General features: G+C 64.0%; 18 protein-coding genes and 1 riboswitch. Of the genes, 10 read left to right on the forward strand and 8 right to left on the reverse strand.

The annotated features are described in order from the left end of the window. The first annotated feature begins 5 nt into the window (after window positions 1-5). Together MTX23_RS31865 and MTX23_RS31870 are read left to right on the forward strand one after the other, a co-directional pair. A complete protein-coding gene (locus MTX23_RS31865) occupies window positions 6-365 on the forward strand; it encodes a VOC family protein (protein WP_280974045.1) in 360 nt (119 codons plus the stop codon). A 121-nt stretch (window positions 366-486) separates the two neighbouring features. Beyond that, window positions 487-903 carry an SRPBCC family protein gene (locus MTX23_RS31870; RefSeq protein WP_280974046.1) on the forward strand — a complete coding sequence of 139 codons (417 nt, stop codon included), beginning with the start codon at window positions 487-489 and terminating at the stop codon, window positions 901-903. A gap of 189 nt (window positions 904-1,092) precedes the next feature. Here MTX23_RS31870 and MTX23_RS31875 read toward each other — a convergent pair whose 3' ends face one another. Then, entirely contained in the window at window positions 1,093-2,535 is a 1,443-nt protein-coding gene (locus MTX23_RS31875) for an MATE family efflux transporter (RefSeq protein ID WP_280974047.1), read from the reverse strand. A gap of 170 nt (window positions 2,536-2,705) precedes the next feature. Further along, a complete protein-coding gene (locus MTX23_RS31880; protein WP_280974048.1) occupies window positions 2,706-3,812 on the reverse strand; it encodes a 2'-deoxycytidine 5'-triphosphate deaminase in 1,107 nt (368 codons plus the stop codon). A 122-nt stretch (window positions 3,813-3,934) separates the two neighbouring features. After that, window positions 3,935-4,014, forward strand: a riboswitch (SAM riboswitch). 77 nt (window positions 4,015-4,091) lie between these two features. Between MTX23_RS31880 and MTX23_RS31885 the strand changes: the two genes are divergently transcribed. Next, a complete protein-coding gene (locus tag MTX23_RS31885; RefSeq protein WP_280974049.1) occupies window positions 4,092-5,285 on the forward strand; it encodes an O-succinylhomoserine sulfhydrylase in 1,194 nt (397 codons plus the stop codon). A gap of 187 nt (window positions 5,286-5,472) precedes the next feature. Here the strand turns inward: MTX23_RS31885 and MTX23_RS31890 are convergent, their stop codons facing one another. From MTX23_RS31890 to MTX23_RS31915, 6 genes are all read right to left on the reverse strand, one after another. Beyond that, complete coding sequence (locus MTX23_RS31890; RefSeq protein WP_280974050.1) at window positions 5,473-6,246, reverse strand: SDR family oxidoreductase; 774 nt, start codon at window positions 6,244-6,246, stop codon at window positions 5,473-5,475. 149 nt (window positions 6,247-6,395) lie between these two features. Further along, window positions 6,396-7,541: a pimeloyl-CoA dehydrogenase small subunit gene (pimD, locus tag MTX23_RS31895; RefSeq protein WP_280974051.1), complete on the reverse strand. Its 1,146-nt coding sequence runs from the start codon at window positions 7,539-7,541 to the stop codon at window positions 6,396-6,398. A 163-nt stretch (window positions 7,542-7,704) separates the two neighbouring features. Next, on the reverse strand, window positions 7,705-8,895 hold the full coding sequence (gene pimC, locus MTX23_RS31900) for a pimeloyl-CoA dehydrogenase large subunit (RefSeq protein ID WP_280974052.1): 1,191 nt from the start codon (window positions 8,893-8,895) through the stop codon (window positions 7,705-7,707). Window positions 8,896-9,070: 175 nt separating this feature from the next. Then, window positions 9,071-10,258 (reverse strand): acetyl-CoA C-acyltransferase, encoded by a 1,188-nt coding sequence (locus MTX23_RS31905; protein WP_280974053.1) that lies wholly within the window; start codon window positions 10,256-10,258, stop codon window positions 9,071-9,073. Next, window positions 10,255-11,943 carry a dicarboxylate--CoA ligase PimA gene (gene pimA, locus MTX23_RS31910; protein WP_280974054.1) on the reverse strand — a complete coding sequence of 563 codons (1,689 nt, stop codon included), beginning with the start codon at window positions 11,941-11,943 and terminating at the stop codon, window positions 10,255-10,257. Before pimA ends, MTX23_RS31905 begins: the two co-directional genes overlap by 4 nt. Window positions 11,944-12,117: 174 nt before the next feature. Continuing rightward, complete coding sequence (locus tag MTX23_RS31915) at window positions 12,118-14,214, reverse strand: 3-hydroxyacyl-CoA dehydrogenase NAD-binding domain-containing protein (protein ID WP_280974055.1); 2,097 nt, start codon at window positions 14,212-14,214, stop codon at window positions 12,118-12,120. 171 nt (window positions 14,215-14,385) lie between these two features. On the opposite strand from MTX23_RS31915, the gene MTX23_RS31920 reads away from it, so the two are divergent. The 7 genes from MTX23_RS31920 to MTX23_RS31950 all read left to right on the forward strand — a co-directional run bounded on the left by MTX23_RS31920 (window position 14,386) and on the right by MTX23_RS31950 (window position 21,371). Then, window positions 14,386-15,252 (forward strand): IclR family transcriptional regulator, encoded by an 867-nt coding sequence (locus tag MTX23_RS31920; RefSeq protein WP_280974056.1) that lies wholly within the window; start codon window positions 14,386-14,388, stop codon window positions 15,250-15,252. A 69-nt stretch (window positions 15,253-15,321) separates the two neighbouring features. Further along, window positions 15,322-16,119 carry an ABC transporter ATP-binding protein gene (locus tag MTX23_RS31925; protein ID WP_280974057.1) on the forward strand — a complete coding sequence of 266 codons (798 nt, stop codon included), beginning with the start codon at window positions 15,322-15,324 and terminating at the stop codon, window positions 16,117-16,119. Next, on the forward strand, window positions 16,116-16,829 hold the full coding sequence (locus MTX23_RS31930; RefSeq protein ID WP_280974058.1) for an ABC transporter ATP-binding protein: 714 nt from the start codon (window positions 16,116-16,118) through the stop codon (window positions 16,827-16,829). The genes MTX23_RS31925 and MTX23_RS31930 overlap by 4 nt, the downstream gene beginning before the upstream one ends. Window positions 16,830-16,841: 12 nt before the next feature. Beyond that, on the forward strand, window positions 16,842-17,720 hold the full coding sequence (locus tag MTX23_RS31935; protein WP_280974059.1) for a branched-chain amino acid ABC transporter permease: 879 nt from the start codon (window positions 16,842-16,844) through the stop codon (window positions 17,718-17,720). A 2-nt stretch (window positions 17,721-17,722) separates the two neighbouring features. Then, entirely contained in the window at window positions 17,723-18,766 is a 1,044-nt protein-coding gene (locus MTX23_RS31940) for a branched-chain amino acid ABC transporter permease (RefSeq protein WP_280974060.1), read from the forward strand. A 31-nt stretch (window positions 18,767-18,797) separates the two neighbouring features. Then, window positions 18,798-20,027 (forward strand): ABC transporter substrate-binding protein, encoded by a 1,230-nt coding sequence (locus MTX23_RS31945; protein ID WP_280974061.1) that lies wholly within the window; start codon window positions 18,798-18,800, stop codon window positions 20,025-20,027. Between the two features lie 117 nt (window positions 20,028-20,144). Then, window positions 20,145-21,371: an ABC transporter substrate-binding protein gene (locus tag MTX23_RS31950; RefSeq protein WP_280974062.1), complete on the forward strand. Its 1,227-nt coding sequence runs from the start codon at window positions 20,145-20,147 to the stop codon at window positions 21,369-21,371. Window positions 21,372-21,536: the final 165 nt, after the last annotated feature.

Consider the following 21,536-nt stretch of genomic DNA (forward strand, 5'->3'; position numbering starts at 1 on the left):
CCATCATGTACGACCATATCGGATTGCGCGTTGCTGATCTCGATGCCAGTGTCCGCTTCTACACCGCAGCGCTGGCGCCGCTCGGCTTCGTCCTGTGCTCACGCGACGACCGTGGCGCCGGCTTCGGCCCGAAGGGTCAGCCGGCGCTCTGGCTGCATCTGCACAAGGGCGAGGCTGCGGGCGGCGCCCATGTCGCCTTCCGCGCCCCGAGCCACGAGGCGATCAAGACATTCCACACCGAAGGCATGAAGGCCGGCGGCAAGGACAATGGGGCCGCGGGCCACCGCAAGGATTACAGTCCGACCTACTATGCTGCGTTCCTGATCGACCCCGACGGCAACAATGTCGAGGCGGTGTGCGCCTGAGTCTCATCGTCATTGCGAGCGAAGCGAAGCAATCCATGGTGCGGCTTGCAAGGAAGCATGGATTGCTTCGTCGCTTCACTCCTCGCAATGACGACAATCCAACGCGCGAGAGGACCGAACCATGGCCTCGATTCACAAGGATATCCCGATCGACGCGCCGGCGGACCATGTCTGGGACGCGCTGCGCGATTTCGGCGCGCTGCACACGCGGCTGGTGCCGGGCTTCGTGACCGACACCGCGCTCGACGGCGACGCGCGCATCGTCAGCTTCGCCAACGGCACGGTGGCATGCGAACTGCTGGTCGATTGCGATGATGCGCGGCTGCGGCTGGTCTATGCCGTGGTCAGCGAACGGCTGAAGCAGCATTCGGCCTCGGTGCAGGTGTTCGCCGAGGGTGAGGGACGCAGCCGCGTAGCCTGGATCGTCGATCTGTTGCCGAACGAGATCGCGCCGTACATCGCCAGCCAGATGGACCAGGGCGCGCTCGCGATGCAGACGGCACTTGCCCAATCGGCCAGGACAGCAAGCGCAGCGTGAGCTGCGCCGTAATCTTCACGGGCGCATTCGAAACCATCACCGTCACCTTGAGGAGGCCGCGAAGCGGCCGTCTCGAAGGGCGACGGCCCGGCTCTCACCGTGACCAGTGCGAAATATCGGGGACCGTGCATCCTTCGAGACGCGCTATGCGTTCCTCAGGATGACGGTGCAAGAGTCGTGAAACCTCGTTTACGACAGCGCCGGCTGCACCTTGGCGACTGGCGCGGGCTTGCCCCAGCGCGTGAGGATCACGCTGAGGCAGGAGAGCACGCCGAGCACACCCATCGAGGCGGCGGCGAGCGCGAAGAAATTCTGCGCGGTCGCCCCATGCGTCGTGAGCCACCAGCCGCCGCTGCCGATGAAGATCAGCCGTGCGGTCTGCGCCAGCACCGGGCCCAGCACCTTGGCGGCGCCCTGCGAGGAAAAGTACATCGACATCGCCAGGCCGATGAAGGCGTACATCGGAGCGGCGGTCGAGAGATATTGATGGCTGGTGCTCCGCACATGCGGATCGTCAGTGAAGAGATTGACCCAGAGGTCGGGGAAGACAGCGATGAAGCTGCCGACCACGCCGACCGCGAGGAACGACACTGTGCCGGCAGTCCATGCGATGCGCCGGGCGCGCGCGACGCGCTCGGCGCCGACGGCCATGCCGATCATCGGGACCGACGCGATGCCGACGGCGAAAGCCACCGAGGTCAGCATGAATTCGAGCCGCGCGCCGATGCCATAGCCGGCGAGCACCGCGGTGCCGAACTGTGCCAGCATGTGGGTGAAGATCGAGATGGTCAAGACCGACTGCAGCGGCGAGAAGCAGGAAACGGCGCCGACCTTGAGGATGTCGATGAACATCGCCCACTGCACACGCAGGCCTTTGAGCTTCGGCCTGACGCGGGCGCGGCCGGAGAACAGGTACCAGCCCATCACGCTGATGCTGATCGAATAGGCGATCAGCGCGCCAGCGGCGACGCCGCGCATGCCGAATTGCGGCACCGGTCCGAGGCCGAGCCCGAGCGCGCCGCCGAACATGATCTGCCAAATTGCCGATGACAGGATCATCGTGGAAGGCAATTTCATGTTGCCGGTGCCGCGCAGGATGCCGGCCATGGTGTTCATCAGCCAGGGCAGGATCGCGCCGCCGAAGAAGACTTGCGAATAGGCGATCGCCTGCGCCAGCACGTTGCCGCGCCCGCCGAGCAGCTCGAGCAGGCGCGGCCCGAAGAGCAGCATGCCCAGCATGAACGTGACGCCGAAGGTCAGGCCGATCAGCAGCGCGTGTGCCGCGAGCGTCGAGGCGCGCTCGGTCTCGCCGGCGCCGAGCGCGCGCGCGATCGACGATGCGACGCCGCCGCCCATGGCGCCGCCCGACATCGTCATGGTCAGGATCACGCAGGGAAACACCAGCGCCATCGCCGCGAGCGACTCGACGCCGAGGCGGCCGATATAGGAGGTCTCCGCGATCACCACGCAGGTGCCGGCGGACAGCGCGATCACGTTCGGCCAGGCGAGCCAGAGCAGCGTACGCAGGATCGGCCCATCGAGCAGTGCATTGCGCGCCGGCCTGGTGACCGGCGGCGGCAGCGGACGTTCGCCTTCATCGACGGGTATTTCGGCGAGGCCGAGATCGGACATTTCAACTCCCGCGCGCGATCTTCGGGAGCCGCGCCATGGTGCTTCCCTACCATGACCGCGGCAGATTCCACGTGCGCGGAACGCAAGGGGGACCTGCGCGATTGCGGGTGAACCTTTGCGCCAGCCCTGTCGACTATGGCGCGATACGAAATCCGGCTTACGGAATTTTGCTACACGCGAAAATGCTTCGAGAGCTTCAGGCCCTGTGCCTGGTAGTTCGAGCCGATGCGCTGGCCGTACAGTGCGTTGGGGCGCTCCAGCATGCGTTCATAGACGAGACGGCCAACGATCTGACCGTGCTCGAGGATGAACGGCACCTCGCGCGAGCGCACTTCAAGCACGGCGCGCGCGCCCTTCCCGCCGGCGCCGGCATAGCCGAAACCGGGATCGAAGAAGCCCGCATAGTGGACGCGGAATTCGCCGACCAGGGGATCGAACGGCACCATTTCCGCGGCGTAATCCGGCGGCACCTGGACGGCCTCCTTCGACGCCAGGATATAGAATTCGCCGGGATCGAGAATCAGGCTGCCGTCGGGGCGCGCCTTGATCGGCTCCCAGAATTCATCGACCGGATAGCCGCCACGGCGATCGATATCGACCACGCCGGTGTGGCGCTTGGCGCGGTAGCCGACGAAGCCGTTCGAACTCTCACCGGACAGATCGACCGAGAGCGCAACCCCCTGGGTGAGATCCGCATCGTCGATATCGACTAGTCGCTCGGCTGCATGCAGCGCGTCGAGTTCGTCGGCAGTGAGGACCGCATCGCCGATCCGGAAGCGGATCTGGCTGAGCCGCGAGCCCTCACGCAACAGCACGGGAAACGTCTTCGGGCTGATCTCGGCATAGAGTGGGCCGTGATAGCCGGCGCCGATCACGTCGAAGCGGCGGGTGCCGTCGGCGATCACGCGGGTGAAGACGTCGAGCCGGCCGGTCGAACTCTTCGGGTTGGCCGCGGCGACGATCTGCGGCGGCAGCGCCAGGCTTTCCAGCAGCGGGACGATATAGACGCAATTGGTCTCCAGCACCGCGCCGTCGGAGAGGTCGATCTCGTGCAGCTTCAACTCGTCGATGCGCTCGGCAACGGTGGAGTCGGGGCCGGGCAGAAAGCTGGCGCGGACCCGGTAGGCGATATCGCCAAGGCGCAGGTCGAGGCTCGCCGGCTGGATCTGGCTCTCGACAAAGTCATAGGCAGGCAGAATGAGGCCAGCATCGGCCATCTCCGCGATCATGCGGTCGGGCAGAATTCCATTGGCTTCGTTTTCCAGCTCGAATGACACGGCGTGGGTCCCCTAGGATGACCCGATCATACCCTGAACGGCCATCCAAGCCCCAAAATATGGGCATTTACGGGTTATCTGATGACCGCCTTGACGGAAAGGGTACGAGGGAATATCAGCAGCACTTATCCCGTGGTGATTTGAGCCGGCCGGCTTGCAGCCACGTAAAATAAGTCGCTAAACAGGCCGGGGACAGTGTGATCCCGGCCTGTGGAGATTGCTCCAGGCCGGTTTTTTTGTGGCTGTTTTTCGTAAGGAAATGGCCGCGTCGGAGGTCACATGTCTGAATCTGAAGCTACCCGCCGCTATCGCCCCGAAACCCGCCTCGTCCACGGCGGCACGCTGCGCTCGCAATTCGGCGAGACGTCGGAGGGGCTGTTTCTCACCCAGGGCTACGTCTACGACACCGCCGAGCAGTGCGAGGCACGCTTCAAAGGCCAGGACCCCGGCTTCATCTATTCGCGCTATTCCAACCCGACCATTGCGATGTTCGAGCGCCGCATGATCGAGCTCGAGGGCGCGGAAGCCGCGCGCTCGACCGCAACCGGCATGGCCGCCGTGACGACCGCGATCCTTGCGCCGCTGAAGGCAGGCGATCACGTGGTCGCGTCGAAAGCGCTGTTCGGCTCGTGCCTTTACGTGGTGCAGGACCTGCTGCCACGCTACGGCATCGAGACGACGCTGGTCGACGGCCTCGACCTCGACCAGTGGCAGCGCGCCTTGCGGCCGAACACCAAGTCGTTCTTCCTGGAAAGTCCGACCAATCCGACCCTCGACGTGCTGGATATTTCCGCAATCGCCAAGATCGCACACAGCGGCGGCGCACGGCTGATCGTCGACAACGTGTTTGCGACCCCGATCTGGCAGAGCCCGCTGTCGCTCGGCGCCGACGTCGTGGTCTATTCCGCGACCAAGCACATCGACGGCCAGGGCCGTTGTCTCGGCGGCATCATCCTGTCATCAGAAGCGTTCATTGCGGAGCACATCCATAATTTCATGCGCCAGACCGGCCCGTCACTGTCGCCGTTCAACGCCTGGGTGCTGCTGAAGGGGCTCGAGACGCTCGGCATCCGCGTCCGCGTGCAGACCGACAACGCGGCGAAGATCGCCGAGGCGCTGGCGAAGCATCCGAAGATCACGCGGCTGGTCTATCCCGGCCGCGCCGATCATCCGCAGGCCGAGACGGTGAAAAAGCAGATGGGAGCCGGCTCGACGCTGGTCGGCTTCGAGGTGAAGGGCGGCAAGGCCGGCGCCTTCCGCTGCCTCAATGCGCTGAAGATCTCGCGCATCTCCAACAATCTCGGCGATGCCAAGAGCCTGGTCACGCATCCCGCGACCACGACGCATCAGCGCCTGGCACCGGAAGCGCGCGCCGAGCTCGGCATCAGCGAGGGCTTCATCCGCTTCTCGGCAGGGCTGGAGCATGCCGACGACCTGATCGAGGATTTCGAGCAGGCGCTGGAGAAGGTGTGAGGCTGACGCGACACCCCGGAATGAGCTGTCCTCCCTCTCCCGCTTGCAGGGGAGGGCTGGGGTGGGGGCTCTCTCCACGAGTCACGTCGCGGAGAGAGCCCCCACCCGTCGCGCTACGCGCGTCGGCCTAAGAGCGAGCTTCGCTCGTCTCGACCCCGCAAGCGGGAGAGGCGAAGCAAGTCAGCCGTTACGTCGCCGCCGTTGTGACGCCGCCATCGATCACGATGGTCTGCCCGGTCATGAAGGTCGAGGCGTCGGAGGCAAGATAGGCCACCGCGCCCGCGATCTCGTGGGGTTCACCGATTCGGCGCAGCGGCGAGGACGCGGTGCGGCGCTTGAGGTTCTCCGGATCCTCCCATAGCGCGCGGGCGAAATCGGTCTTCACCAGGCCCGGCGCCACGCAATTGACGCGCACGCCCTTCGGGCCCCACTCGCCGGCGAGGCTGCGGCACAGCGCGAAATCCGCCGCCTTGGAGATGCCGTAGGCGCCGATCACCGTCGACCCCCGCAGGCCGCCGATCGAGGAGATGATCACGACCGAGCCCTTGCCGCGCTCGGCCATCTGCGGGACCGCCAGCGCACAGAGCCAGATGTTGCTCTTCACGTTCGAGCCCATGATCTTGTCGAAGGCCTCGTCCTTGATGTCGAGCAACGGGCCGTAATACGGGTTCACCGCGGCATTGCAGACCAGGGTGTCGATCTTGCCGTAGTGCTTGATCGTCCCGGAGATCAGCGCCTCGACCTCTTCGCGGCGCGATATGTTGCAGGGGATGACGATCGCATCGCCGCCAGTCTTGTTGATGCCGTCGGCCACCTCCTTGCAGGTGTCCGCCTTGCGCGAGGAGATCACGACCTTGGCGCCGAGCTGCGCCAGCAGCTCGGCCGACGCGCGTCCGATGCCGCGGCTCGATCCAGTGACGACGGCGACCTGGCCGGTGAGATCGAATGGAGTGTTCTTCATGGTGTTGCCTCCCTGTTATTGACGCGTCATTCCGGGATGCGCCGCAAGGCGCAGACCCGGAACCTAGAGGTTGTGGTACGAGATTCTCAGGCACGCAAACGCGCACCATAGTTCTCGCTTTCGCGAGCCCCGGAATGACGTGTGCAGCCTCAGGCCAACAGCCCGCCACCCTCGCTGACGCGACGGAGGTGGTAATCGGTGTCGCCGAGCGTGTTCTCGATCATGGTCAGCCGCTTGAAGTAGTGGCCGATCTTGGCCTCCATGGTCATGCCGATGCCGCCATGGAGCTGGATCGACTGCTGTCCGACGAACTTCAGCGACTTGCCGACCTGCACCTTGGCGGCCGCGACCGCGGACGAGCGCTCCTTGGCATCGTCGAAGTCGGACGCCATGGTCGCGAACATCGACATGCTGCGGGCCTGCTCCAGCGCCACGAACATGTCGGCAGCGCGGTGCTGCAGGCTCTGGAACGAGCCGATCGCCACGCCGAACTGCTTGCGCGTCTTGATGTACTCGACGGTGGTCTTCAGCGATTCATCCATCGCACCGACGGCCTCCGCACACAGCGCGGTGCGGGCCTCGTCCGCCACGCGCTCGATCAAGGGCAGGCCGTTCTCGGGCTCGCCGATCGCAGCGTCAGCACCGACCTCGACGTTAGTGAAGGTGATGTCGGCTGCGTGCAGGCCGTCCTGGGTCGGATAGCCCTTCCGGGTGATGCCCTTGGCGTCCGCCGACACCAGGAACAGGCCGATGCCTGCCTTGTCGCGCTGGCCACCCTTGGTGCGCGCGGTGACGATCAGCGTGTCCGCGGCCTCGCCGTTGAGCACCACGAACTTCTCGCCGTCAATCACCCAGCCGTCGCCTTTCTTCTTCGCCGTAGTGACGACGTCGTGCAGATCGTAGCGCGAGTTCTTCTCGAGCTGCGCAAACGCAAAGGTCTTGCTGCCGTCGATGATGCCCGGAATGTACTTCGACTTCTGCTCGGCCGAGCCGCCGTGGCGGAGGAAGCCGCCGGCGATCACGACCGTCGCAAGGTAGGGCTCGACCAACAGCGCCTTGCCGAGCGCTTCCATCACGATCATGGTCTCGACCGCGCCGGCACCGAAGCCGCCATCGGCTTCCGCGAAGGGCAGGCCGAGCAGACCCTGCTCGGCAAGCCGGCCCCAGATGGCTTTGCTCCAGCCACCTTTCTCCTTCATGTACTTCTTGCGCGCATCGAAGTCGTAGGCGTCAGCAAGAAGCCCGTCGACGCTGTCCTTGAGAAGCCGCTGCTCCTCGGTCAGATCAAAATCCATTTTACCGTCTCTCCAAAATCACGCGGGCGCCTGCCCTGATCTCTGCTCGTCATCCCCGCGAAGGCGGGGATCCAGTCATCGCCGGCCATCATTGCGAACCACGACCGCTGGGGCGTACTGGGTCCCCCGCCTGCGCGGGGGACGACAGTTGAAACGTGTGGCTCTACAGCCCCAGCACCGCCTTGCTGATGATGTTGCGCTGGATCTCGTTGGAGCCGCCGTAGATCGAAACCTTGCGGTTGTTAAAGTAGCTCGGCGCGATCTGCGCGGTCCAATCCATGCTCTCGTTGGAGCCGGCGTCACCGTGCTCGTCATACGGCGCGGCGAACGGACCGATCACCTCCATCAGGAGCTCGGTGGTGGTCTGCTGGATTTCCGAGCCCTTGATCTTGAGCACCGACGACGCCGGATTGGGCTTGCCCTTGCCGTGCTTGCCCTCGTCGGCGACGACGCGGAGCTGGGTAAGCTCGAGCGCCTTCAGCTCGATCTCGCAGGCCGTGAGCTTCTCGCGGAACGCCGGATCCTCGATCACGGGACGGCCGCCAGCCTCGACCTTGGACGCCAGCGCGCGGATGCGGCGCAGCCGCTCCTTCGACACGCCGACCCGGGCGATGCCGGTGCGCTCATTGCCGAGCAGGAACTTTGCGTAGTCCCAGCCCTTGTTCTCCTCGCCAATCAGGTTCTCGTAGGGCACCTCGACGTCGTCGAAGAACACCTCGTTGACCTCGTGGCCGCCGTCGATGGTCTGGATCGGACGCACGGTGACGCCCTTCGACTTCATGCTGAAGACGATGAAGGAGATGCCCATCTGCTTCTTCGCGGCCGGATCGGTGCGGCAGAGGCAGAAGATCATGTCGGCGTGCTGAGCGAGCGTGGTCCAGGTCTTCTGGCCGTTGATGATCCACTTGTCGCCCTTGCGCTCGGCCTTGGTCTTCAGCGAGGCGAGGTCCGAGCCCGAGCCCGGCTCCGAGAAGCCCTGGCACCACCAGTCGTCGACATTGGCGATGCGCGGCAGATACTTCTTCTTCTGCTCTTCGTTGCCGAAGGTGTAGATCACCGGGCCGACCATGCTGACGCCGAAGGCGAGCGGCTGCGGCGCCGGATAGGACTGCAATTCCTCATTGAAGATGTAGTGCTGCACGCTGCTCCAGCCGGTGCCGCCGTATTCCTTCGGCCAGTGGGTGACGCCCCAGCCCTTCTTGTTCAGGATACGCCACCAGGTGACCATCTCGTCTTTCGACAGATGACGGCCTTCCTGCAGCTTGCGCCGCGTCTCCGGCGGCACGTTGTTCTTGAAGAACTCCCGCACCTCCTCACGAAACGCTATCTCTTCCTTGGTAAAAGCGAGATCCATCGGATCCTCCTTTTGAAATTCAACTGCCTCGTCATTCTCTTCCCGTCGTCCCTGCGAAAGCAGGGACCCAACCACCGGCCATCGCAACTGGTAAAGCCGGCTGCCGCTTGTGCCTCTTACGAGGGCCGCGGCGTATGGGTCCCGGCTCGCGCTTCGCTTGGCCGGGACGACAGAATTAATGCACCACCTCGAACAGACCGGCCGCGCCCATGCCGCCGCCGACGCACATGGTGACGACGGCGTATTTCGCCTTGCGGCGGCGGCCCTCGATCAGTGCGTGGCCGGTGAGCCGGGCTCCCGACATGCCATAGGGATGGCCGACCGAAATCGCGCCACCATTGACGTTGATCTTCTCCGGATCGATGCCGAGCTTGTCGCGGCAATAGAGCACCTGCACCGCGAACGCCTCGTTCAGCTCCCAAAGATCGATGTCGTCAACCTTCAGGCCATGGCGCTTGAGGAGACGCGGCACGGCGAACACCGGGCCGATGCCCATCTCATCCGGTTCGCAGCCGGCAGAGACGAAGCCGCGGAAGATGCCGAGCGGCTTCAGCCCGCGCTTAGCGGCTTCCTTGTCGCTCATGATGACCGAGGCGCTGGCACCATCCGAGAGCTGGCTGGCGTTGCCGGCAGTGATGGTGAACCCCTCGCCGCGGACCGGCTTGAGGCCGGCGAGGCCTTCAGCCGTGGTGTCGGGCCGCGGGCCCTCGTCCTGCGACAGCGTCACTTCCTTCATCGACACCGCGCCGGTCGCCTTGTCGGTGACCGCCATCGTGGTCTTGATCGGCGCGAGCTCGTCCTTGAACTTGCCGCCCTGCTGGGCGGCCGCAGTACGGCGCTGGCTCTCCAGCGAATACTCGTCCTGCTTCTCGCGTGAGATGTTGTAGCGCTTGGCGACCACCTCGGCGGTGTCGATCATGGGCATGTAGACCTCGCCCTTGATCTTGAGTAACGCAGGATCCTGGGCGTGGAAGGTGTTCATCTTGTCGTTCTGCACCAGCGAGATCGATTCGCCGCCGCCGCCGACCGCGATCTCGACGCCGTCGAAGATCACCGAGCGTGCCGCGAGCGCGATCGCCTGCAGGCCGGAGGCGCACTGGCGGTCGATGGTGGTGCCGGCGACCGTCACCGGCAGCCCGGCGCGCAGCAGCGCCTTGCGCGCGATGTTGCCGCCGGTCGCGCCCTGCTGCAGCGCCGCGCCCATCACCACGTCCTCGATCTCCTTCGGATCGACCTTGGCCCGCGCCACCGCTTCGCCGATCGCGTGCCCGAGCAGGGTCGCGCCCTCGGTGACGTTGAGCGCGCCGCGATAGGCCTTGCCGATCGGCGTGCGGGCGGTGGAGACGATAACGGCGTCGGTCATGAGCGGGATCCTGCTGCGGTCTGGTGGGGTGTGGGTTGGGATGTCCTCGGCTGCTGCTCGCGCAGCTCGTGGCGCGACAGCTTGCCGACTGGGGTACGCGGCAGCTCGGCGACGAACTCCACCGCGGCCGGCAGCTCGTGCTTGCCGACCTTGCCGGTGAGGAACGCGCGCAGCTCGTCGATCGAGAATGGCTTTTCGCCGTCACGCAGCTTGATGAAGGCCTTGGCCGCCTCGCCGCGGTAATCGTCGGGAATGCCGATCACGATCACCTCCTGCACGGCGGAATGCGTGTAGATCGCCTGTTCGATCATCTGCGGATAGACGTTGAAGCCCCCGGAGATGATCATGTCCTTCTTGCGGTCGACCAGATAGAAATAGCCGTCGGCATCCATGTAGCCGATGTCGCCGGTCAGGAAGCGGTCGCCGACGAAGGCCTCCGCGGTCTCCTGCGGCCGGTTCCAGTAACCCTTGGTGACGTTCGGACCGCGGATGCGGATTTCGCCGACCTCGCCGACCGGCATCACCTTGGTGGAGTCCTCGAGCGACACCACGTCCAGCTCGATGCCGGGCAGCATCAGCCCGATCGAGCCGGGCTTTTCCGGCCCTTCCTTCGGATGGCCGGTGCCGGGCGAACAGGTCTCTGTCATGCCCCAGCCGCTCTTCAGCTTCATGCCGACGCGGCGCTCGAAGATCTTTGCGACCTCGACCGGCAGCGGCGCGCCGCCGGAGCCGGCGACCACGAGCGAGGAGAGATCGCGCTTGTCGAGATCGGGAAGCGCCGCGATCGCGATCCACATCGTCGGCACGCCCGGGAAGACGGTCGCGCGCTTGACCTCGATGTCGCGCATCACCGCCTCGACGTCGAAGCGCTGGTGCAGCGAGATCAGATGGCCGCGCCGGATTGCCGACAGCAGCACGACGGTGAGCGCGTAGATATGAAACAGCGGCAGCACGCAGATCACGCGCTCGATCGCATTGCGTTCGAGCCGGCCCGGCTTGCCCCAGACGTCGTAGATCGACACCGCGGCCGTGAGATTACCGTGGCTCAGCATTGCGCCTTTCGGCAGACCGGTGGTGCCGCCGGTATATTGCAGGAGCGCGACGTCCTCGACGTTGACCGCGGGCCATTGCACGGGCTTGGTCGCACCGTCGATGAACTGCCTGTGCGTGATGATCGCAGGGTTGTCGGGCAATGCGGTTTGCGGCGTACCAACCTTGCCCCAATTGTCGTCCTCGCAGACGATCAAACGGTCGAGCAGACCCTTGTCGAGGAATTTCAGTGCGGTCGGCAGCAGCGCCGACAGATTGCTGGTGACGAGTACCCGCGCTCCGGAGTCGGAGAGCTTGTGTGACAGCGCGATCTCGCCGTCGAGCGGTGACAGATGCACGACGCGGGCGCCCGCTTTCAGCGCGCCGAAGAAATTGATCGGATGATCGGGCGTGTTGCCGAGAAATAGCGCGACCGATGCGCCCTTGCCGTAGCCCGCGCGCATGAAAGCGCTGGCGACGGTCTCGACCAGGGCCTCCAGCTCGCTGTAGCTGATCGGCCGGTCGCGGAATTCGATCACCGGACGCACGCCGAACTCAGCGGCCGCGGTCGAGAGCAGGTCCGGCAGCGTGCCGCGCGCGATCTCGTCGCTCCAGTGCACGCCCTTCGGATAAAATTGTTTGCCGGGATAGGTCATGAAAACACTGACTACCGTGAGGTGAGCACTGTGCTCAGGCTCCCCTCCCCCTTGTGGGGAGGGATTGGGGAAAGGTGTTCACACGGGCAGTGCCGATGCGGCCACCCCTCTCCCTAACCCTCTCCCACAAGGGGAGAGGGAACCCTGTCACTGCCGTTGTATTGCCGAAGGTGATCAAGCCGCCTTCGATGGCGCGGCAAGCGAGGCGAAGGTCTTGCCCTCGTCCGCGAGCTTCTTGAGCAGTGGCGCCGGCTCGAGCGAGGGATCGTTGGTCTCCTTGGCGTAGAAGGCGAGACGATCGGCGATGTGCTTCAGGCCCACCGTGTCGGCCCAGTACATCGGGCCGCCGCGATAGATCGGCCAGCCATAGCCGTAGAGCCAGACCACGTCGATGTCGCTCGGCCGTGCCGCGATGCCCTCGGCGAGGATCTTCGCGCCCTCGTTGATCATCGGGTACATCATGCGCTCGAGGATCTCGTCGTCGGTCACCACGCGCTTCTTGCGGCCAAGGCGCGCCAGGGTCTCGTCGATCAGCTTCTCGACCTCCGGATCGGGCAGCGCCGCGCGCGAGCCCGCCTCGTACTTGTAGTAACCCTTGCCGGTCTTCTGGCCGAAACGGCCGGCTTCGCACAGCGCGTCCGCGATCTCCGACTTGATGCCGCGGTCCTTGCGCGAGCGCCAGCCGATGTCGAGGCCCGCGAGATCGCCCATCGCGAACGGGCCCATCGGCATGCCGAACTTGGTCACGACGGCGTCGACCTGCTGCGGCAGCGCGCCCTCGAACAACAGCTTCTCGGCCTGCTTGCCGCGCTGCGCCAGCATGCGATTGCCGACGAAGCCGTCGCAGACACCGACCACCGCCGGCACCTTGGCGATCTTGCGGGCGATCGAGACGGCCGTGACTAGCGCGTCCGGCGCGGTCTTGTCGGCGCGGACGATCTCGCACAGTTTCATCACGTTGGCCGGCGAGAAGAAGTGCATGCCCAGCACGTCCTGCGGACGCTTGGTCTCCTTCGCGATCTCGTCAATGTTCAGATACGAGGTGTTGGAGGCAAGCACGGCGCCGGGCTTGGCATACTGGTCGAGCTTGCCGAACACCTCCTTCTTGACCGCCATGGTCTCGAACACGGCCTCGATCACCAGGTCAGCTTCCTTGACGTTCTCGAGTCCCACGACGCCGTTGATCAGCGCCATCCGCTTGGCCGGGGCATCCGCTGGGATGCCACCGCGCGCCGCGGTCGCCTCGTAGTTCTTCTGCATGATGCCCATGCCGCGCTTGAGCGGCTCCTCGCCGGTCTCGATCAGAGTGACCGGAACGCCGGCATTGGCAAACGACATCGCGATGCCGCCGCCCATGGTGCCGGCGCCGATGATGGCGACGCGCGTCACCGGGCGCGCCTTGGTGCCGTCGGGCACGCCCGCGATCTTGGCGGCCTCGCGCTCGGCGAAGAAGGCGTAGCGTTGCGCCTTCGACTGGTCGCTCGAGACCAGCTTGAGGAAGCCCTCGCGCTCCTTCTTCAGACCTTCATCGAACGGCAGGTCGATCGCGGCACCGACCGCGTCGGCGGCCGCGAACGGCGCCTCGAGCCCGCGCGACTTCTTGGTCATGGCGGCAACGGCATTGGTGAAAATCGAGCGATCAGCCTTGGCCGCGGCGAGCTTGGAGTCGTCGTCACGCAGCCTGCGCAGCGGACGCTTCTCGGCGACCACCTTGCGCGCAAATGCCTCACCGCCCGATGCCGGGCCTTCGACGATCTCCTCGATCAGGCCGGCCTTCAGCGCGGCGTCGGCGCTGATCGGATCGCCGCCGACGATCATCTTGACGGCGAGCTCCGGCCCGACCGCGCGCGGCAGCCGCTGAGTGCCGCCGGCGCCCGGCAGCAGGCCGAGCTTCACCTCGGGCAGGCCGAGCCTGGCATCCTTGGTGGCAACACGGTAGTGGCAAGCCAGCGCGACCTCGAGGCCGCCACCGAGCGCAGTGCCGTGAATCGCGGCGACGATCGGCTTCGGCGAGTCGTCCATCAGGCTCAGCACTTCGGCGAGACCGGGCGGCTTCGGCGGCTTGCCGAATTCGGTAATGTCGGCGCCGGCGATGAAGGTGCGGCCACCGCAGGTCAGCACGATGCCCTGCACCTGCGGGTCGGCAATCGCGCTCTTCATGCATTCGAAAATACCGCCGCGCACCGCAGCGCTCAGCGCGTTCACAGGGGGGCTGTTAACCGTGACGACAGCAATGTTGTCATGACGCTCGAGCTTGACGACTTCACTCACGGGGACTCTCCCTGGCTGCTGTTCTTGAACTTGTGTTGAGTAGCTGCGCGACTTGCGTCACGCCGCTATGCTTCGACTAATTTCGCACTGCGAAATTAAATTCCACATCTTGACAGCGAGGGTTATTTTGAAGCACGAGCCTTGTCAACGAGCATGACAAAGCGGCAGGGAATGAAACGTTCTGGCAAGAAAGTTGCGACCGATCGCAATTTTGTCGTCGCGCTTTCCCGCGGACTGGATGTTTTGCGCGCATTCCAACCCAATGACGGGCTTCTCGGCAATCAGGAGATTGCGGCGCGCACCAAACTGCCGAAGCCAACCATTTCCCGGCTGACCTATACGTTGACCAAGCTGGGTTACCTTACACCCGTTCCAAAATTCGAGAAGTACCAGCTTGCGCCGTCGGCGATGGCGCTCGGCTATGCAGCGCTAGCAAATCTGGGCGTTCGGCATTTGTCCGAGCCGTATCGAGAAGAGGTGATGCGCGCGACCGGCGGGGCTGTTGCAGTGGGTGGCCGCGACCGTCATAGCATGATCTACTTCGGCCAGAGCCGGAACGGCCTGACGCTCGGTGTGCAACTGGACGTCGGTTCAAGGATACCCATCGCAACCACCGCGATGGGGCGTGCCTATATTTGGGCATTGCCGCCGGATGAGCGTGCGGCATTATTGCGCGAACTGCGGGACCACTATGGCAGCCGCTGGGCCAAGATGCGCGACGGCATCGAGCGTTCCGGCGAGATGGTGGCGAAGTACGGATTCGCGATGTCCACGGGCGACTGGCAGAACGATGTCGCTGCGGTGGGCGTTGGATTGAAGCTGAATGACGGAACCGGTCCTTATGCCTTCAACTGTGGCGCACCGGCATTCCGCTTCACGGAAGATAGATTGCGCAACGACATTGGACCTCGCCTTGTCGCGATGGTAAGGAACATCGAGCAGGCGCTCGGTGGGATGGCGCCGCAATCAAAAAAAGAAGAAAGCAAAAAGTCCAGAGTAGGAGGGAAACTTGCACGTTTGGCCGAGGGGATCAGATAGCTTCCATCACGACCGGCGAACCATATCGCAAGGTCACTCGCACCGCGAAATGATGGCGGGCGAGACGAGATGACGCAGGCACAGCTCGCGCAGGGACAACAGCCCCTGCTCGCGGTTCGCGACGTCAGCGTCGTGTTCGGCGGCATCATCGCGCTGAACGGCGTGTCCTTCGACATGCGGCAGGGAAATATCCTCGGCCTGATCGGACCGAACGGCGCCGGCAAGACGACGCTGTTCAATTGCCTGTCGCGGCTCTACCAGCCGTCGTCCGGCGACATCCTGATGGAAGGCCAGAGCATCCTGACGCGTCCGCCGCACCGGATCGCCGAGATCGGGATCGGCCGCACGTTCCAGAACGTCGCGTTGTTTCCCAATCTCTCCGTGATCGACAATGTGCGGGTCGGCGCCCATGCGCGCACCTCGAGCGACATCATCAGCGACTCGCTCCGCCTTGCCTGGGTCCGCCGCGGCGAAGCCGACATGAACAGGAAGGTGCACGAGATCCTCGCCTATCTCGACCTCGAGAATGTCGCCCACACCGTGGTCTCCGGCCTGCCCTTCGGCACCCAGAAACGGGTCGAGCTGGCGCGCGCGCTCGCCGCGGATCCCAAGATCCTGCTGCTCGACGAGCCGGCCGGCGGCCTCAACCATGAGGAAGTACATGTGCTCGGCGACCTCATCCGAAAAATCCGTGCCGATCGCAGGATCACAGTCCTGCTGGTCGAGCACCACATGGGCCTCGTGATGTCGATCGCCGACCATGTCGTCGCGCTCAACTTCGGCCGCAAGCTCGCCGAGGGAACGCCGGCCCAGATCCAGGCCGACCCGGATGTCATCAAAGCCTATCTGGGGAGCAAGGACCAATGACCGCGATGCTCAACGTCAAGGACCTTCGCGCCTATTACGGCCAGGTCCAGGCCCTGCACGGCCTCAACTTCTCGCTCAACGAAGGCTCGCTGACCACACTGCTCGGCGCCAACGGCGCCGGCAAGACCACGACGTTGCGGGCGATCTGCAACATGGTGCGTTCGACCGGGTCGATCGAGTTCGAGGGCAAGCCGATCGGCACCCGCTCGACCGAGAACGTCGTCCGCCTCGGCATCGCGCATGTGCCACAGGGCCGCGGCACCTTCACCACCATGACGGTGGAGGAGAACCTGCAGCTCGGCGCCATCACCCGGACCGACAAGAAGAACATCGTCGCCGACATCGAGCGGATGTACGACCACTTTCCGAAGCTGAAGGAGCGCTACTCGCAACAGGCCGGCACGCTCTCGGGCGGCGAGCAGCAGATGCTTGCGGTCGCCCGCGCGCTGATGTTGCGGCCGCGGCTGATGCTGCTCGACGAGCCGTCGTTCGGGCTTGCACCGCTGATCGTGCGCGACCTGTTCCGGATCCTCGGCAAGATCAATCGTGAGGAAAAGGTGACGATCCTGGTGGTCGAGCAGAATGCGCAGCTCGCGCTTGAACTCGCCGACCAGGCCTATGTGATCGAAACCGGACGGATCGTGATGTCGGGAAATGCCAAGGACATCGCGAACAACGAAGACGTCCGCAAATCCTATCTCGGCTACTGAGGAGCTGGCACAATGGAGCTTTTTGCCAACCAGATCCTGGCCGGCATCGCCACTGGCGCGATCTATGCCTGCATGGCGCTCGCGGTGGTCATGATCTACCAGGCCATCGACCACCTGAACTTCGCCCAGGGCGAAATGGCGATGTTCTCGACCTTCGTGTCCTGGCAGCTGATGCAATGGGGCGTGCCCTACTGGGGCGCCTTTGTCATCACGGTCGTGTTCTCGTTCGCCGCCGGTATCGTGATCGAGCGGTTGTTGTTCAAGCCGCTGGCGAAGGCGCCGGTGCTGACCAACGTCGCCGGGTTTATCGCGCTGTACGCGATCATCAACTCGGTCGCCGGCCTGATCTGGGACTTCACCATCAAGCAGTATCCGACGCCGTTCGGCTCCGCACCGTTCCTCGGCAGCCAGCTGATCTCGACTCACCAGGCCGGCATGATCGGTGTGACGCTGTTGATGCTGGTTCTGCTGTTCTTCTTCTTCCGCTTCACCCGGGTGGGCCTTGCGATGCGCGCGGCCGCGGCACTGCCTGAATCGGCGCGGCTGGTCGGCATCAACACCTCGTGGATGATCGCGCTGGGTTGGGGCATGGCGGCCGCGATCGGCTCGATCGCCGGCATGATGATCGCGCCGGTGGTGTTCCTCGAGCCGAACATGATGCTGGGCGTGCTGATCTACGGATTTGCCGCCGCCGTGCTCGGCGGCCTGAGCAGCCCGTTCGGTGCGGTGATGGGCGGCTTCTTGGTCGGCATCTTCGAGAACCTGGTCGGCACCTACATCCCCGGCGTCGGCAACGAACTGAAACTTCCGATCGCGCTCGCGCTGATCGTCATCGTCCTGGTCGTCAAACCGGCAGGCCTGTTCGGCCGCGCCATCGTGAAGCGAGTTTGATCATGAGCGCAGCTGAAGAAGTCGTCACGGAAGCCCCAGCCGTCGAGGCCGTGCCCAAGCGCGCCATGACGCTCGGCTATGGCACGTCGCTCGTCCTGCTCGCCGTGCTCCTCATCGTCCCGCTGTTCGTCAAGAACTTCATCATCTTCCAGTTGACGATGCTGCTGATCTACGGGCTGGCGGTGCTGGCGCTGAACATCCTCACGGGTGGCAGCGGACAGTTCTCGCTCGGACAGAGCGCGTTCTATGCGGTCGGCGCCTACACGTCGGCGATCCTGATGGAGCATGCGGGCATGAACTATGCCCTGACGCTGCCAATCGCCGGCGTCATCTGCTTTGGCTTCGGCTTCCTGTTTGGCCTGCCCGCGCTGCGGCTGTCCGGCGTCTATTTGGCGCTTGCGACCTTCGCGCTCGCGACCGCGATGCCGCAGCTTCTGAAGCTCGGCTATTTCGAGGACTGGACCGGCGGCGTGCAGGGCCTCGTCGTGACCAAGCCGGATGCGCCCGAGGTGCTGCAAAGCGTGCTGTCGGGCCTCCACCTGAAGATCTCGCAGGACATGTGGCTCTACTACTTCACGCTGGCGATCACGATCGCGATCTACGTCGCCTCCGTGAACCTCCTGCGTTCGCGCTCGGGCCGCGCCTTCATGGCGATCCGCGACAACGAGATTGCGGCTTCCGCAATGGGCGTCGACGTCTCGCTCTACAAGACGCTGGCGTTCGGCGTCTCCGCCGGCATCACCGGCGTTGCCGGCGGTCTCGGGGCCATTGCCGTGCAGTTCGTGGCGCCCGACGGCTACACGATCCAGCTCGCGATCTCGCTGTTCCTCGGCATGGTGGTCGGCGGCGTCGGCTGGCTGCCCGGCTCGATCGTGGGGTCGGCCTTCATCATCTTCGTGCCGAACATCGCCGAGAGCGTCTCCAAGGGCCTTTCCGGCGCGGTGTTCGGCGTGCTGCTGTTCCTCGTCATCTTCCTCGTGCCGCACGGCGCCAGGCAGGTTGCGATCGTTGCCCAGCAACTGATCGGGAAGTTCAAGAAGAACTAAGAACCCCCAAGAAGACCAACCAGGAGATACTATGCTTTTTGCACTACGGATCGCCGCGGCTTCCGCGGCGGTCGCCGCCTTTGCTGCGTCGTCCACTGCCGCGTTTGCCCAGAAGAAATACGATACCGGGGCAAGCGATACCGAGATCAAGATCGGCAACATCATGCCCTACAGCGGCCCCGCGTCCGCCTATGGCGTGATCGGCAAGACTGAAGAAGCCTATTTCAAAATGATCAATGACCAGGGCGGCATCAACGGCCGCAAGGTCAACTTCATCACCTATGACGACGGCTACTCGCCGCCGAAGGCGGTCGAGCAGGTGCGCAAGCTGGTCGAGAGCGACGAGGTGCTCGCCGTCTTCAATCCGCTCGGTACGCCGTCCAACACCGCGATGCAGAAGTATCTCAACTCCAAGAAGATACCGCAGCTGTTCGTCGCCACCGGCGCCACCAAGTGGAACGACCCGAAGCACTTCCCGTGGACCATGGGCTGGCAGCCGAGCTACCAGAGCGAAGCGCACATCTATGCCAAATGGCTGATGAAGGAGAAGCCCGACGCCAAGATCGCGATCCTCTATCAGAACGACGATTTCGGCAAAGACTACCTCAAGGGCACCAAGGACGGCTTCGGCGCCAAGGCGGCCTCCAGCATCATCATGGAGGAGAGCTACGAGGTGTCCGAGCCGTCGATCGACGGCCATATCGTCAAGATCAAGGCCGCCAACCCGGACGTGCTGTTGATCTACACCACGCCGAAGTTCGGGGCGCAGACCATCAAGAAGACCGCCGAGCTCGGCTGGAAGCCGCTCCAGATCATCACCAACGTCTCGATCTCGGTCGGCAGCGTCATGCAGCCGGCAGGCTTCGAGAATGCCCAGGGCGTGCTCTCGGCGGCCTATGCCAAGGATGGCTCCGACCCGCAATGGGCCAACGATCCCGGGATGAAGAAGTGGAATGCGTTCCTCGACAAGTACATGCCGGGCGTCGACAAGACCGACAACGGCGTCGTCTACGGCTATGGCGCGGCGCAAACGCTGGCCAAGGTGCTGGAAATGTGTGGTGACGACCTCACCCGCGCCAATGTGATGAAGCAGGCGGCGAGCCTGAAGGACTTCACGCCTGACACGCTGCTGCCCGGCGTCAAGATCAACACCTCCGCGACCGACTTCGCCCCGATCGCTCAGTTGCAGATGCAACGCTTCAAGGGGCAGAAGTGGGAGTTGTTCGGCGAGATCATTTCGGGCGACGTTGCCTCGGAATAACGCTGCTGTGCAGAAACAAAACGACAAGCCTCCGCGACTGATGTCGCGGGGGCTTTTTGTTGACGCCCGGCGCCGATGGTATTGAATGCACGAACCAAAAAAAGAGGTGGGGAAACCATGACAGCAGTACGCCTGTCCCTGACGGCGCTCTCGTCGGCGCTCGCGCTGATCGTGACGAGCTGTAATGCCGCAATGGCTCAGAAGACATACGACGCCGGGGCCAGCGACACCGAGATCAAGATCGGCAACATCATGCCGTACAGCGGTCCCGCCTCGGCCTATGGCGTGATCGGCAAGACCGAGGCCGCCTACTTCAAGATGATCAATGAGTCCGGCGGCATCAGGGGCCGCAAGATCACCTTCATCTCCTACGACGACAGCTACTCGCCGGCCAAGACGGTGGAGCAGGCGCGCAAGCTCGTCGAGAGCGATCAGGTATTGCTGGTGTTCAACTCGCTCGGCACCGCGACCAACTCCGCGATCCAGAAATACATGAACGAGAAGAAGGTGCCGCAGCTGTTCGTCGCCTCCGGCGCCTCAAAATGGAACGACCCCAAGGAATTCCCTTGGACCATGGGCTGGCAGCCGAGCTACCAGAACGAGGCGCACATCTATGCGAAATACATCATCAGGCATAAGCCGGACGCCAAGGTCGCCTTGCTCTATCAGAACGACGACTTCGGCAAGGACTATCTCAAGGGCCTGAAGGATGGCTTTGGCGACAAGGCCTCGATGATCGTCGCCGAGGAAAGCTACGAGATCTCGGAGCCCACGATCGACAATCACATCGTCAAGCTGAAGGCTTCCGGCGCCGACACCTTCATCAGCATCACGACGCCGAAATTCGCGGCGCAAGCGATCAAGAAGGTCGCCGAGATCGCGTGGACGCCGCTGCAATTCGTCACCAACGTCTCAGCCTCTGTCGGCGGCGTGATGCAGCCGTCGGGATTCGAGAACACACAAGGAATCCTCTCCGCAGCCTTTCTCAAGGACGGTTCCGATCCGCAGTGGGACAAGGACCCCGGCATGCGGAAGTTCCTCGCTTTCCTGAAAAAGGACTATCCGCAAGGCAACAAGCTCGACGGTGCCATCGCCTTCGGTTACGCCGCGGCGCAGACCATGGTGAAGGTGCTGGAGATGTGCGGTGACGATCTCACCCGCGCCAACGTCATGAAGCAGGCGGCGAGCCTGGAGGGCTTTGCTCCCGACACGCTGCTGCCGGGCATCACCGTCAACACGTCGGCGACCGATTTTGCCCCGATCAAGCAGCTCCAGTTGATGCGCTTCAAGGGCGAGACATGGGAACTGTTCGGCGACATCATGTCGGGCGACCTGAGCAACTGAGCTTGCGCCGGCTAGGCGTTCCCGGGCTTGCACCTTCGACTAAATGACGCCCCCCGCGACCCGGTCGCGGGGGGCTTTTTGTTGCTGGTGCCAGGCGAAAGGTATTCAATGCCGCGAGGAGCCGCGAAGTGCTCCCAATCCAAGAAACGTGACACATTCAACGTG

This window comes from Bradyrhizobium sp. ISRA436 (genome assembly GCF_029910015.1).
Lineage (GTDB): Bacteria > Pseudomonadota > Alphaproteobacteria > Rhizobiales > Xanthobacteraceae > Bradyrhizobium.

Bases quoted from the DNA above. Each gene is read 5' to 3' on its own strand.
- MTX23_RS31920 (WP_280974056.1), top strand. From the start codon at position 14,386: ATGAAACGTTCTGGCAAGAAAGTTGCGACCGATCGCAATTTTGTCGTC.
- MTX23_RS31870 (WP_280974046.1), top strand. From the start codon at position 487: ATGGCCTCGATTCACAAGGATATCCCGATCGACGCGCCGGCGGACCAT.
- MTX23_RS31885 (WP_280974049.1), top strand. From the start codon at position 4,092: ATGTCTGAATCTGAAGCTACCCGCCGCTATCGCCCCGAAACCCGCCTC.
- pimA (WP_280974054.1), bottom strand. From the start codon at position 11,943: ATGACCTATCCCGGCAAACAATTTTATCCGAAGGGCGTGCACTGGAGC.
- MTX23_RS31905 (WP_280974053.1), bottom strand. From the start codon at position 10,258: ATGACCGACGCCGTTATCGTCTCCACCGCCCGCACGCCGATCGGCAAG.
- pimC (WP_280974052.1), bottom strand. From the start codon at position 8,895: ATGGATCTCGCTTTTACCAAGGAAGAGATAGCGTTTCGTGAGGAGGTG.
- MTX23_RS31925 (WP_280974057.1), top strand. From the start codon at position 15,322: ATGACGCAGGCACAGCTCGCGCAGGGACAACAGCCCCTGCTCGCGGTT.
- MTX23_RS31950 (WP_280974062.1), top strand. From the start codon at position 20,145: ATGACAGCAGTACGCCTGTCCCTGACGGCGCTCTCGTCGGCGCTCGCG.
- MTX23_RS31940 (WP_280974060.1), top strand. From the start codon at position 17,723: ATGAGCGCAGCTGAAGAAGTCGTCACGGAAGCCCCAGCCGTCGAGGCC.
- MTX23_RS31930 (WP_280974058.1), top strand. From the start codon at position 16,116: ATGACCGCGATGCTCAACGTCAAGGACCTTCGCGCCTATTACGGCCAG.
- MTX23_RS31890 (WP_280974050.1), bottom strand. From the start codon at position 6,246: ATGAAGAACACTCCATTCGATCTCACCGGCCAGGTCGCCGTCGTCACT.
- MTX23_RS31945 (WP_280974061.1), top strand. From the start codon at position 18,798: ATGCTTTTTGCACTACGGATCGCCGCGGCTTCCGCGGCGGTCGCCGCC.
- MTX23_RS31865 (WP_280974045.1), top strand. From the start codon at position 6: ATGTACGACCATATCGGATTGCGCGTTGCTGATCTCGATGCCAGTGTC.
- MTX23_RS31935 (WP_280974059.1), top strand. From the start codon at position 16,842: ATGGAGCTTTTTGCCAACCAGATCCTGGCCGGCATCGCCACTGGCGCG.
- pimD (WP_280974051.1), bottom strand. From the start codon at position 7,541: ATGGATTTTGATCTGACCGAGGAGCAGCGGCTTCTCAAGGACAGCGTC.
- MTX23_RS31875 (WP_280974047.1), bottom strand. From the start codon at position 2,535: ATGTCCGATCTCGGCCTCGCCGAAATACCCGTCGATGAAGGCGAACGT.